This is a genomic window from Rhodococcus sp. 15-2388-1-1a, from assembly GCF_002259145.1.
In the GTDB taxonomy this organism is placed as follows: Bacteria; Actinomycetota; Actinomycetes; order Mycobacteriales; family Mycobacteriaceae; genus Rhodococcoides.
The window spans coordinates 218,595-231,681 of record NZ_NPFP01000022.1 but is presented as its reverse complement, the minus strand read 5'-3'; the positions used below and the strand labels follow the sequence as shown (position 1 = coordinate 231,681).

At 64.7% G+C, this 13,087-nt stretch carries 13 protein-coding genes; 11 read left to right on the top strand and 2 right to left on the bottom strand.

Going from position 1 to position 13,087, the window contains the following annotated elements; translation table 11 throughout:
- Window positions 1-168: 168 nt before the first annotated feature.
- The 11 genes from CH302_RS15595 to CH302_RS15545 all read left to right on the top strand — a co-directional run bounded on the left by CH302_RS15595 (window position 169) and on the right by CH302_RS15545 (window position 9,652).
- On the top strand, window positions 169-1,167 hold the full coding sequence (locus tag CH302_RS15595) for a substrate-binding domain-containing protein (RefSeq protein WP_037194420.1): 999 nt from the start codon (window positions 169-171) through the stop codon (window positions 1,165-1,167).
- 34 nt (window positions 1,168-1,201) lie between these two features.
- Complete coding sequence (locus CH302_RS15590; protein WP_037194422.1) at window positions 1,202-2,191, top strand: ABC transporter permease; 990 nt, start codon at window positions 1,202-1,204, stop codon at window positions 2,189-2,191.
- Window positions 2,188-2,970 (top strand): ATP-binding cassette domain-containing protein, encoded by a 783-nt coding sequence (locus CH302_RS15585; protein ID WP_037194425.1) that lies wholly within the window; start codon window positions 2,188-2,190, stop codon window positions 2,968-2,970. Before CH302_RS15590 ends, CH302_RS15585 begins: the two co-directional genes overlap by 4 nt.
- Window positions 2,951-3,874, top strand: a complete 924-nt coding sequence (locus CH302_RS15580; protein WP_037194427.1) for a PfkB family carbohydrate kinase — start codon at window positions 2,951-2,953, stop codon at window positions 3,872-3,874. Before CH302_RS15585 ends, CH302_RS15580 begins: the two co-directional genes overlap by 20 nt.
- Window positions 3,864-4,514 (top strand): nucleoside/nucleotide kinase family protein, encoded by a 651-nt coding sequence (locus tag CH302_RS15575; RefSeq protein WP_037194429.1) that lies wholly within the window; start codon window positions 3,864-3,866, stop codon window positions 4,512-4,514. The genes CH302_RS15580 and CH302_RS15575 overlap by 11 nt, the downstream gene beginning before the upstream one ends.
- 45 nt (window positions 4,515-4,559) lie before the next feature.
- Entirely contained in the window at window positions 4,560-5,594 is a 1,035-nt protein-coding gene (locus CH302_RS15570) for a LacI family DNA-binding transcriptional regulator (protein ID WP_037194431.1), read from the top strand.
- An 8-nt stretch (window positions 5,595-5,602) separates the two neighbouring features.
- Window positions 5,603-6,625, top strand: coding sequence for a class II fructose-bisphosphate aldolase (gene fbaA, locus CH302_RS15565; RefSeq protein ID WP_037194434.1), 1,023 nt, complete (start codon window positions 5,603-5,605; stop codon window positions 6,623-6,625).
- Window positions 6,626-6,718: 93 nt separating this feature from the next.
- The gene (locus CH302_RS15560) at window positions 6,719-7,126 is read left to right on the top strand and encodes a YciI family protein (protein WP_037194437.1); all 408 of its coding nucleotides are present in this window, start codon (window positions 6,719-6,721) and stop codon (window positions 7,124-7,126) included.
- Between the two features lie 8 nt (window positions 7,127-7,134).
- Complete coding sequence (locus tag CH302_RS15555) at window positions 7,135-8,286, top strand: RNA polymerase sigma factor (RefSeq protein WP_037194439.1); 1,152 nt, start codon at window positions 7,135-7,137, stop codon at window positions 8,284-8,286.
- 124 nt (window positions 8,287-8,410) lie between these two features.
- Window positions 8,411-9,373, top strand: a complete 963-nt coding sequence (locus tag CH302_RS15550; protein ID WP_255138263.1) for an alpha/beta hydrolase — start codon at window positions 8,411-8,413, stop codon at window positions 9,371-9,373.
- Between the two features lie 63 nt (window positions 9,374-9,436).
- Window positions 9,437-9,652, top strand: a complete 216-nt coding sequence (locus CH302_RS15545) for a DUF2945 domain-containing protein (protein ID WP_037194440.1) — start codon at window positions 9,437-9,439, stop codon at window positions 9,650-9,652.
- Between the two features lie 56 nt (window positions 9,653-9,708).
- On the opposite strand, the gene CH302_RS15540 is transcribed toward CH302_RS15545, so the two are convergent.
- Complete coding sequence (locus tag CH302_RS15540; RefSeq protein ID WP_052047996.1) at window positions 9,709-11,715, bottom strand: hypothetical protein; 2,007 nt, start codon at window positions 11,713-11,715, stop codon at window positions 9,709-9,711.
- Between the two features lie 41 nt (window positions 11,716-11,756).
- Window positions 11,757-12,998, bottom strand: a complete 1,242-nt coding sequence (locus tag CH302_RS15535) for an ATP-grasp domain-containing protein (RefSeq protein WP_037194443.1) — start codon at window positions 12,996-12,998, stop codon at window positions 11,757-11,759.
- Window positions 12,999-13,087: the final 89 nt, after the last annotated feature.

Genomic DNA, 13,087 nt, shown 5'->3' with positions numbered 1-13,087 from the left:
GGGCGGGACTCGACGATCACGTGACCCCCGTCACGAACCGGTCAGCCGGTCGGTCAGAAAAAGACTCCGAGTTTGTTTCGCGAAAGCGCATGCGCAAGCGCTTGTATCGGTCTTAGGCTCCTGCAATCGAGCGACGCGACCGCGTGGCTAGGGGACAAGGGAGTCCACATGTTCAATCACCGTCGGAAGTCTGCGCTGACGATCGGGACCGTGCTCATGGCCGGTTCGCTCGTCTTCGGCCTCACCGCGTGCAGCAGCTCGGACTCGGACAGCGTCAAGGTCGGGCTCATCACCAAGACGGATTCCAATCCGTACTTCGTGAAGTTGCGCGAGGCCGCACAGGCGAAGGCGGATTCCAGTGGTGCCGAGTTGGTGGCTCTGGCCGGTGCATTCGACGGTGACAACGAGGGACAGGTCGCAGCGATCGAGAACCTGGTGGGACAGGGCGTGAAGGGGATTCTGATCACCCCGAACTCGTCCACCGGAGTCCTGGACGCGATCAAGAAGGCACGTGACGCCGGCGTCGTGGTCATCGCCCTCGACACCGCAACCGATCCCGAGGACGCGGTGGACGCCACCTTCGCGACCGACAACAAGGCCGCAGGCGTCAGCCAGGGCGAATGGGTCAAGGGCACGCTCGGAACAACTGCACCCCAGGTCATCATGCTCGACGGCACCGCGGGCGGCACGGTCGACACCTTCCGTCACGACGGCTTCCTCGAAGGCATGGGCCTGACCGACAGCTCGTCGGAGATCGTCGGCCAGGAGAACACCAACGGTGACCAGACCAAGGCGCAGACGGCCATGGAGAACCTGCTGCAGCGCGCACCGGGCGTCAACGCGCTCTACACGATCAACGAGCCCGCCGCGGCGGGTGCGTACCAGGCGATTCAGTCCGCCGGCCGCGCCGATCAGATCACCATCGGCTCCATCGACGGTAGCTGCACCGGCATCGCGAACGTCAAGTCCGGCATCATCGGCGCGACGGTGCTCCAGTTCCCGGCGAAGATGGCCGAGCAGGGCGTCGACGCGGTCGTCAAGTTCGCCCAGGACGGCACCAAGCCCAGCGGCTTCAACGACACCGGCTCGCAGCTCGTCACCGACAAGCCGGTAGCCGGCATCGAATCCCAGGACACCGCGTGGGGCGAAGCGAATTGCTGGGGCTGATCGCGAAGTATCGGCGAACACAGGGAATTGATTCGTGAGTACCGATACCGCTGCGCCTCCCAAGGCTCCGAGCCGGTTCAACGTGGGGACCATCCTGCGTGAACCGCTGCTCGGGCCGATGGCCGCGCTCCTCATCGCCGTCATCGTCTTCAGCTCGATCTCGAGCTCGTTTCTCAACCCGCAGAACGTCTCTCTGATTCTGCAGCAGTCGGTGGTCGTCGGCATTCTCGCTGTCGGCCAGACGCTGATCATCCTGACCTCCGGTATCGATCTGTCGATCGGTGCGGTGGCGGTGATGGGCACCATCGTGATGGCGCAGTCGGCAGGCGCGAACGGTCCGGTGGTCGCACTGGGTTCCACGCTTGCCGTGTGTGTGGCGTTCGGTGCGATCAACGGCGGATTGGTGACGATGCTGCGACTGCCACCGTTCATCGTCACACTCGGCACGTTCACCGCGATCCAGGCAGCCACCAGGTTGCTGGCCGGCTCCGAGACCTACCAGGTGCCGAGCGGACCACTGACGCTGCTGGGTACCTCGTTCAAGATCGGCAGTTTCTCCACGACCTACGGCGTGGTGGTGATGCTGCTGGTGTACGCCGTGATGTGGTACGCGTTGTCCCAAACCTCTTGGGGCAGGCATATTTACGCAGTCGGCGGTAGCCCCCAGGCCTCGGACCGCTCCGGCATCAAGTCCGGACGCGTGCTGTTCTCGGTCTACATCGTGACCGGTGTCATCGCGGCGATCGCGGCATGGGCAGCGCTCGGACGGATCCCCAACGCCGATCCGAACGCCTATCAGAACGCCAACCTCGAAACGATCACCGCGGTCGTCATCGGTGGAACCAGCCTGTTCGGTGGCCGCGGCACCGTCATCGGCACTCTCATCGGAACTCTGATCGTCGGTGTGCTCCGCAACGGGCTCACGCAGGCAGGCGTCGACAGCCTGTACCAGAACGTCGCGACCGGCATTCTCGTCATCGTCGCGGTGGCCGTCGATCAATTCGCACGTAGGAGGTCACAGTGAGTGCCACCCTCGCTCTGGAAGCGCGTGGTCTGGTCAAGACCTACGGCAGCGTCACGGCCATCAACGGTGCAGACTTCGAGTTGCGGGCCGGTGAGGTGCTGGCGGTGATCGGTGACAACGGTGCCGGAAAGTCCAGTCTCATCAAGGCTTTGGCCGGGGCTGTCATTCCGGATTCGGGTGAGATCCTGATGAACGGCTCGCCGGTGTCGTTCAAGAACACGCGCGACGCACGAGCGGCAGGCATCGAGACGGTCTATCAGGACCTGGCCGTCATTCCGGCTCTCGACATCGCGTCGAACGTCTATCTGGGACGCGAGATCAAGCGTAAAGGCATCAGCGGCAGTCTTTTTCGTCGACTCGACATGCCGCGGATGCGCGAGGAATCCTCGAAGCACCTGCAGGATCTCAAGATCGGCATCAAGTCGGTCAATCAGGCGGTCGAGACGCTCTCCGGCGGTCAGCGTCAGGGCGTGGCAGTTGCCCGGGCGGCAGCGTTCGGACGCGGAGTGATCATCATGGACGAGCCGACGGCCGCACTCGGCGTGCGGGAGTCGGGCATGGTGATCGATCTGATCCGCACGATCCGCGACCGAGGCATTCCGGTGGTGCTCATCAGCCACGACATGCCGCACGTGTTCGAGGTCGCCGACCGGATTCACATCCACCGTCTCGGCAAGCGGGCGGGCGTCGTGGATCCGAAGAACCGCACCATGTCCGAGGTCGTCGCGCTCATGACCGGCGCGGAGGAGCCGACCGACGATGAACGTGCCGGACTCTGAATCGACAAGTCCGGTCGGTGTTTTCGTCGGGCTGGCGACACTCGACATCATTCATCGAGTGTCGGCAGCGCCGGCACCCAACCAGAAGATCACCTCGAGTGCCCAGTTCGTCGCGGCGGGAGGTCCTGCCGCCAACGCGGCAGTGACATTCGCTGCGCTGGGCGGGACGGCTGTGCTCGTCACCGCGCTCGGAGACGATCCGGTGGCAGCGCTGGTCAAGGCCGACCTGGCGGAATTCGGAGTGCGGGTGATCGACGCGGCCGAGGGCTCCACCAGGTCCGTTCCCGTCTCGGCGGTGACGGTGATCGAATCGACCGGGGACCGGTCGGTCGTCTCGGCCGACGCCGTCAACTCCGACGCCTCGCCGCCGGAGGGTCTAGAGGCCGTCGTTGCCGGTGCCGACGTCGTTCTCGTCGACGGGCACCACCCCCTGATCGCCTGCGCCGCCGCGGAACATGCGGCGGCGCGGGTCACCACGTTGGTCGTGGACGCCGGTCGTTGGAAACCGGTGATGAGCGAGTTGATTCCGCACGCCACGGACATGGTGTGCTCGGCGGACTTTCGCGCCCCCGGCACCTCGGACACAGCGGACTCTGCCGCGGCGCTCGTCGGATCCGGCGTACGAACCGTCGTCACCACCCACGGCGGCGAGCCCGTCGAATGGTGGTCCGAGGGATCGTCGGGATCGGTCGAGGTGAAGCCGGTCGCAGTGGTCGATACTCTGGGTGCCGGGGATGCGTTCCACGGCGCGTATGCCTACTACTCCACGCAGCCAGGCTCTCTTTCCGAGCGCATCGACAGGTCGGCTCGGGTTGCCGCACTGCGCTGCTCGGTGATCGGCCCCAGAGTGTGGCTACACGAACTTCCCATCCGCGGACTCGAAAGCGACAACGGTGAGCATTGACCAGGACGTACAGGAAGCCACCCTCGAAGAACTCGTGGAGCTGGCACGAAAGCTGGCCGTGTCCGGTGAGCGGCGCATACTCGGCCTGACCGGTGCACCGGGTGCCGGAAAGTCCACTGTGGCACAGCAACTCGTCGACGCGCTCGGGCCGGAGCTCGCGGTACTGGTTCCGATGGACGGATTCCACCTTGCCAACGAGGTGTTGATCGAGCTGGGCCGGCTCGATCGCAAGGGTGCCCACGACACGTTCGACGACGGTGGTTACGCGCGGCTCATCGCGGCCGTGCACGATCAGCAACCAGGTGGTCCCGTCGTGTACGCGCCGAGATTTCGCCGAGAGATCGAGGAATCGATCGGGTCCTCGATCCCGGTGCCGTCGACTGTCCCGCTCGTCATCACCGAGGGCAACTACCTGCTGATGGAGTCCGACGCGTGGCCGTCGGCGCGAGCGATGATCGACGAGGTCTGGTTCCTGGCTCCGCACACCGAGGTTCGGCACCAACGGCTGGTGGCTCGGCACGAGGCCTACGGAAAGTCGCACGAGGATGCGGAGTTCTGGGCTCTCGGATCGGACGAGCGCAACGCGGAACTGATCGGGTCGACTGCGCGCCGCGCCGATCGAATCCTGCGGCTGACATGACGATTCCACAAAGCCACGAGACCCGACAGCGCTGGGCCGTCTGACATGCCCACGATGGACGATGTCGCCCGCCTGGCCGGGGTATCGGTATCGACTGTCTCACATGTGCTCAACGGCACCCGCAACGTCAATCCCGCCACCAGGCAACGCGTCGACGCGGCGATTCTCGAGATCGGCTACCGGCGCAACGTCGTCGCTCGATCGCTCGCGGCAGGTCGGACTCACACCGTGGGACTGTCCATCGCCGCATTGACCAACCCCTACTTCGGCAGCCTGGTCCATGCCGTCGAGGAGCGGTTGTCCGAGGCCGGTTACGTACTGATCCTCGGTGATTCGCACGACGAGCCGCGTTCCGAGCGCAGAGTGACGGACTCGTTGCTGGACCGTCAGGTCGACGGCATGATTCTCGCGCCTGCAGCGGGCTCGGAGTTCTCCACGATTCCCGAGATCGTGCGTAGCGGAACGCCTCTGGTGCTGATCGACCGGATGCTCGACGTCGCGTGTGATCAGGTGGGTCCGGAGAACGACGTGTCGGCGTACGAACTCACGACCCACCTTCTCGACGCCGGACATCGCCGCATCGCGATCGTTCGCGGCATCGAGGGGATCTCCTCCACCACAGAGCGATTCGACGGCTATACCCGCGCACTGGCCGATCGAGGAATCGAGTTGGATCCCAGGTTGATCCTCGACGGTCGGTCCAGTGTCGAGGTGGCCGAGTCTCGGGTGCGTGGACTGATGTCGGGTCCGGATCGGCCGACGGCTCTGGTGTCGATGAACAATTCGATGACCATCGGATCACTGAAAGCCGTTCGTGGCCTGGGTTTGTCGATTCCCGCCGACCTCGCCTTCGTGTGCTACGACGACTTCGAGTGGTCGGACCTGTTCGAGCCCCGGCTCACGGCCGCGGCTCAGGACGTGCAAACGATCGGCAGAACCGCAGCCGACCTACTCCTCGGCCGCATCGAGGGGCGCGAGGACGCGCCCCGATCGATCCGCGTACCGACCACCTTCACCCACCGAAATTCCTGCGGCTGTACGGCACCATCAGTCGACATGCCGGCCGCACCCGAAAGATAGGACAGCTCATGCCGATTGCCAGTCCGGACCAGTATGCCGCCATGCTGGATCGCGCCAAGGAGGGTGGATTCGCCTACCCGTCGATCAACGTCACCGGCTCGCAGACTCTCAACGCAGCTCTGCAAGGATTCGCCGAGGCCGAGAGCGACGGCATCATTCAGGTATCGGTCGGTACCGCGCTCTATCTGTCCGGCAACGCCGTGCAGAACCGCTTCGCCGGGTCCAAGGCGCTCGCGCAGTACGCCCACGAAGTGGCGCAGCACTATTCGATCTCGGTGGCTCTGCACACCGATCACTGCCCCGCCGAGAATCTGGACGACTGGGTGCGGCCACTGTTGGCCGACGCCATCGACCGACGCGGACGCGGACTCGACCCGCTGTATCAATCGCACATGTGGGACGGTTCGGCCGTGCCGCTCGACGAGAATCTGCGTGTCGCTCGCGAATTGCTCGATCTGTCGGTGCAGGCGAACACGATCCTCGAAATCGAAGTGGGCGTGATCGGCGGGGAAGAGGACGGCGTCTCACACGAGATCAACGAACAGTTGTACTCGACTGTCGACGATGCGCGCGCCACGATCGCCGCGCTCGGCGCAGGGGAGCGCGGTCGATACATGACTGCCCTGACCTTCGGCAACGTACACGGTGTCTACAACCCTGACTCGGTGCACCTACGCCCGGAAATTCTTGCCGAGATCCAGGCCGTCGTCGGAGCCGAGACCGGTAAGGACAACCCGTTCGATCTGGTGTTCCACGGTGGATCGGGATCCAGCGCAGAAGACATCGCCTCCGCCGTCGCCAGCGGGGTGATCAAGATGAACATCGACACCGACACCCAGTACGCGTTCACCAGATCCATCGCGGGTCACATGCTGAGCAAGTACGACCAGGTTCTCAAGGTCGACGGCGAGTACGGAAACAAGAAGGCCTACGACCCCCGATCCTGGGGCAAGCCGGCCGAGACGGCGATGGCGGCTCGGGTGGTCGAGGCGACACAGATGCTCGGCTCGGCAGGGCGCACGATGCACTGATCAATTTCCGTCGAGCGTGTAGAAATCGGCGGACCGGCTTCGTCCCAGGGTCGAATGCGGCAAGAATGGCCGCACCGACTGTCAGGAGACACCATGGCGAAGTACCTCATGCTCAAGCACTACCGCGGAGCCCCCGAGCCGGCCGACTGGGTTCCCATGGACCGGTGGACCCCTGCCGAAGTGAACGACCACATCCAGTTCATGCGAGATTTCGCCGCCGAGCTCGAGAAGACCGGAGAGTTCGTCGATGCGCAGGCCCTGGCCCCCGAGGGAACGTGGGTGCGCTCGGACGGGGAAGGGAAACCACCCGTCACCGACGGTCCGTTCGCGGAGACCAAGGACCTGATCGCAGGCTGGATGGTCATCGACGTCGACTCCTACGATCGCGCGCTCGAGCTGGCCGGACAGCTGTCGGCTGCGCCGGGCGCAGGGGGCAAACCGATCGACGAGTGGCTCGAGTTGCGCCCGTTCATGGAGGCTCCTCCCACGATCGCCGACTGACGATCACCATGGACCCCCAGGTGCTGCGGGCATTGACGCCCGCAGTGATCGGCGTCCTCGTCCACCGCGGAGCAGATTTCGCGTCGGCCGAGGACGCCGTGCAGGAGGCGTTGGTACAGGCGAACTCGACGTGGGTCGACGCCGAGCCGACAGACCCGAAGGGTTGGCTGGTGACCGTCGCGTGGCGACAGTTTCTCGACGCGCAACGCTCCGAGAAGGCGCGACGAGCCCGCGAGGATCGAGTCGCTGCGCAACCGGATCCCGGCAGAGTGGGCGGCGTCGACGACACGTTGCAGTTGTTCTTTCTGTGCGCGCACCCGTCGCTCGGTCCGGCGGCAGCGGTGGCGCTGACGCTGCGTGCCGTCGGGGGATTGACGACGCGGCAGATCGCGCAGGCGTACCTGGTTCCGGAGAAAACCATGGCGCAACGCATCAGCCGAGCCAAACGCACAGTGCGCGACGTGCGTTTCGACGCGCCCGGGGACGTCGGGACGGTGCGACGGGTGCTGTATCTCGTCTTCAACGAGGGGTACACCGGCGCCGTCGATCTGGCGGCCGAGGCGATCCGGTTGACCCGGCAGTTGGCCAAACTGTCCGACGTCGAGGAAACATCCGGGCTGTTGGCGCTGATGCTTCTGCACCACGCACGCCGTTCGGCCAGGACCGGATCCGACGGCCACGTCATCCCGCTCGCGGAGCAGGACCGATCTCGTTGGGACACAACGCTGATAGCGGAGGGAGTGTGGATTCTGCAGGCAGCGCTCGCGCAGGATCGGTTGGGCGAGTTCCAGACGCAGGCGGCCATTGCCGCCCTGCACGCCGATGCGCCGACTGTGAACGAGACCGACTGGCCGCAGATCGTCGAGTGGTACGACGAGTTGCTCGCTCTCACCGACAGTTCCGTCGTGCGACTCAATCGAGCGGTGGCGATCGGGGAGGCCGACGGTCCGGCGGCGGGGCTCGAGGCGCTCGGCGAGGTCGATCCGGCCGTCCCGCGGCACACGGCGGCGGCCGCGTACCTGTGCGAGAAGGCCGGTGATCTGCTGCGTGCTGCCGACCTGTGCGTGCAGGCGGCGGAGCAGGCGTCGTCGATCCCCGAGCGGCACCATCTGACGCTGCAGGCCGCGCGGATACGGGCCGATCGAGACCGCCGCGAGTGAACGGACCGATCGGTTTCGTAATCCGATCGTTAGCGGTAGGAAGCGAAATTCGTGCGACCCTCGATTGGTGCTGATGTTGCGTGTGGGACAGAAGAGAAAGAAGCGAACTCGATCCGCTGTGGTCGTGACGGCCGCCGCGGTGGCGTCGATGCTGATGACCGGAACGACGGCGCAGGCGCTGCCGGGGAACTCGGGATCGGCCGACGCGGCTGCCGGAGCGGTCGGCATCCATCAGGTGTCGGCGACTCGCGCTGTGCTGAACGTGTTCTCCCCGTCCATGAATCGCGTCATCTCCAACGAGGTGCTGCATTCCCCCGACGGTGGACCCGCACCCACTCTGGTGCTGCTCAACGGCGCACTCGGTAACGAGGACGGCGTCGGGTGGCTCAACAACTCCGGCGTCGAGAATTTCTTCCTGGACAAGAACGTCACCGTCGTCGCACCGATCGGCGGCCGCTTCAGCTTCTACACCGACTGGCAGACAACGGATCCGGTGCTCGGCAGCAACATGTGGCAGACCTACCTCAGCCGCGAGTTACCCGCCGCTGTCGACGCGGCCTACGGATCGACCGGCAGGCGCGGCGTGGCGGGGCTGTCGATGAGTGGTGGTCCCGCACTCGACCTGGCGATCCAGGCCCCGGATGTGTTCGACGCGGCCGCGTCGTTCAGTGGGTGTCCGGCACCCTCCAACCCGCTTGCCACTGCGGGCATCTCGGCGATGATCGCCGGCGGACTCAACAACCCGTTCAACATGTGGGGCCTGCCGGGAAGTCAGGGGTGGCGCGATCACGACCCGTCGCTCAACGTCGAGCGTCTACGCGGAACCGCGGTGTATGTCAGCTCGTCTCGAGGGCTCCCCGGACCGGTGGATCGCATCCCCGAGGGCGCGATCCCGCCGTTCGGAGGAATGGTGGTGGAAGCGATGGTCAACCACTGCACATCGATCTTCGTCGACGCCCTGCGCCGAGCCGATGTGCCGGCAACGGTCTCCATGCGCGAGGAGGGCGCGCACACCTGGCCGTTGTTCGAGGATCAGCTGCGCGAAGCCTGGTTCACCACGCTGGCACCGGCTCTGGGAACCACCTGATTGCGCCGCCACTCCCGCGGGTAAGCGCACGTGAGACATCACCGGCGAAAGGACACCCTGACCATGGCGAAAGACGAACTGCACAAGGGCGACAAGGTCGAATGGAAGACCCACGGCACCACGACCGAGGGAACGGTGGTGGAGAAGATCACCTCCGAGACCGAAGCCGCAGGCCGCACCGTGAAGGCATCGAAGGACGAGCCGCAGTACCGCGTCGAGAGTGACAAGTCGGGCAAGGACGCGGTGCACAAGCCGGACTCGCTCGACAAGAAGGACTGACGCCCGACCGAACAGCGATGCGCCCCGAGTCACGGACTCGGGGCGCATCGTGCATCTCAGGCCTGGGGCACCGAACGTTCTGCGCCCCAACTCCGCTCGATGTATCCCCGGATCCGCTCGATCTCCTCGGCGGGAATTCTCTCGGGCTCGCCGTTCTCGAGGGGATCGGTGTGGAATATGTACAGCCGTGAGGCGAACTGGTCGAACGGCAGCGAACCCTCGCCTGCGCGTTCGCCGTTGCCCGCCGTTCCCACCACGACGCCGTCACCCCAGTCCTGGCCGCTGTCGTTGTTCGGGTTGAAGAAGTACACCCGCATGACGCCGTCGGGATCGGTGTTCACGCGCAGGATCGTGATGGCGTGCCACCCCACATACCGTGCGGCACTGTCGGTTACGGCCACACCTGCCGGTTGCGGATGGATCAACGGTTGGTGCCCGTTGTACTCCGGGTGGTACGCGGCATAGAACTGCCGCAAAAATGCGTCCAGGTCGACGAGATTGCCGGTCTCGACATCGACGTCGATGTGGAATTCGCGCGCCGACCACCATCCGTGGAACTCGGGATTGACCCAGCGGTGCGGATCGCCGGGACGATCGGCGCAACGCCGGACCATCTCGGCGTAGATGCGGTCGAGGTGCGGAACCAGCAACAGCGACGCGGGATCGAGGTCCACCGGATCGGACGTGGCGACGCCGCTGACACTGTCGGTCGACGAGATCGACTGCCCCTCGAAGTGCATGACGATCTCCTCGTCACGCGCCGCCCACACCACCATCTGCAGCAGGTAGTCGGGATCGTTGTAGGCCCACATCGACAAGGCCCGCGCCGACTGACACGTCGGGTTGTCGCCCTGGCCCACACCGAGGGGCTGCCCGAGCATCGAGAGCAAACCGCCGAGCAAGCGTGACTCCGGCGCGGGGACCGGCCCGAACGTGGTGATCAGTCGTTCCCGCACCGCAGGGGCGAGCTTCAACGAGATCTGCCGCCACAGGGACGGCACGATCGGCGGCTGATGCAGAATCCCGCGATCGAGCAGCAGCGCCAAACCGTAGAGGCACTGCGCGGTTTCGGGGTACACCGTTTCTTCGATGAGGCGATGGACCAGTTCGGGGTACCGCGTCAGGCAGGTCCGGCCGGTGTCGGACAGACCGAGGGCCTCGGGCAGAACGTACGAGTAGTGGTCGACGAGATACTGCGTCAGCGTCGCGTGGTACGGCGAGACCAGTCCGGTGTCGTGCATCGCTCGCGCGAATCCGCGGGCCTCGAACTGCAACGCCTCGACGTCCATCGCTTCGAGCCGCGACCGGTACACCTCGACGCCCGGATCCTCTCGGCACGCATCGGTGGTTCCGAACAGGGCCGTGATCAACCGATCCAGGCCCTGCCCGGAGTTGCCGAGGTCGACGGTCGGATCGTCACGATAGATCGCGATGCGGGTGACCATGTCCTTGATGGTGTCCACCTGAATCGGGCGCTGCCGCAGGATCCGCCAGATTTCTTCGACCAACTCGTCGAGCACACTGTCGTAGCCGATCTGCCCGGCCACGTACCCGAACAGATCACGGATCAGATGCGCGGTACGACCCAGGCGAACTCGCTCCGACTCGGACGGGGGTGTGAACAGCACGTCGAGATTGACCGCGAGAACCTGAGAAAGGAACCGACGGGCATCCTCGGCGGTCACCGCAGCATGCTCGTACTCGCCCGCAACGATCGCGACCATCCGCAGTTCGCTGGTCGCTTCGAGCACGAAGGTGTCGTCGTTGCCGCTGCGCAGGCTGGGCCCCACGAACCCTGGAACGAGAATGTCCGGGTGCGCCCAGTCGGTGCCCGCGAACAGCCCCGCATTCTCGAGCATCTCGGCGCGTTCGCGAATTGCACCGCAACCACCGGGCTGCAACAAGACTCGATGCAACGCATCGAGAACTCGCCGCACCTTGGTGTTCTTGCTGAACTCGGGTGCATCGGCCAACGCGTGCATCGCATGGTCGAGCTGCGCCAAACGTGATGCCAACGCTCTGTCCACGGCCGTGGTCGCGTTGGTCGGTGCCGGCTCGTGCATCGTCTGTGACGGTGGGCTGGTGTCGTCCCCGAGTTGCTGCTTCACACGTAGAAGTCCAGTTCTTCCTGTTGCTTGAGCAGATCGCGCATTCGGTAGGGATCGTCGCCGAAGAAGTACAGCAGGCCCCAGTGCGTGCCGAATGCCGTTCTCTTGGTGACGGTTTCCTCGACCGGAGCCGACAGGTCGTTGGTCTCGTAGTAGTCGTCGTCCGCGGTGACCTCGGGGATGACGAGATCGCTGACGACGCGTCGGCGCGGGTAGACGCCGAAGCACCCGGCGTGACCGGTGGCGTCGACCACCTCCTTCGGGAAGAAGGCGTCGATCTCCTCCTCGGTGGTCTTCGGGTCGAACGCCAATGCCAAGCCCTGGTAGGCGTTGAATCCGTAGGCTCGCTCCAGCAGCTCGAACACCTTGAAACCCGGTGGCCGGTAAGCCACTTCGCCGAAGTACATTTCACCGTCACTGGTCACGAAGTACTCGGGGTGAATGAATCCGAACTCGATGTCGAAGGTCTTGATCAGCTTCTCGATCTGCACCGTGATCTGCTCGCGGTACTTCTCCAGCTCGGGTGTCGCAGGAACGAACACCGAGTAGCCGAGCGTGACGTACTCCGAGATGTTGAGAAACTTGATCTTGCCGTTGTGAATCCATGCTTCGACAGCGAACTCCCAGCCGTCGAGGTGAGATTCCATCAGCGCCGGAAATTCCTCGTCGGGAATGGAGTCGACCTCGTCAGGGGTGCGAATGACGCGGTGGCCCAGGCAACCGGCCTTGTCGAAAGCCTTGACGTGGATCGGGTCGTTGGGATCGCCGTCGAGCTTGAGTAGCGTCTGGTTGACACGTTTGAGGAATCGAGTGACGTCCTCACGGTCGTGGGCTTCTTCGAAGATGCCGACGCGGATACCGCCGAGCTGAGCACGGCGCTTCATCAAGGACTTGTCGCGCAACAGCATTGCCTGACCGAACAGGCGTGGGTTGCCGAGCAGTACCGAGTTGATGGCGCCGGCCCACTCGACCGTCTCCTCGTAGAGCGGTATCGCGACGTCGACGCCCTTTGCCTGCAGGGTCTCGGCGATTTCCAGTGAGCGATCGTTGAGTCGCTCGAAGTTCCACGGGAGGTAGGGAATGTCGTGCTCGGTGCAGTACGCCTCGGCCCACTCGGGGGCGACGACAACGTAGCGCCGATCGAACTTGTCCAGTGCTTCCACTGCGGCCAAACTCCAGCCCAGCAGGGCCACAAAACCTTTGTTCGGGTCTTTCTCCAGCCTGTCTGGCTGAGCCATGAAGTTCCTTTCCCTGGATGATTCATCGGTCGAGGTCCTTCGCTCCACCGTACAGAGGCGCTGGTCGGCAATTCCGAGCGGTGTTGAAC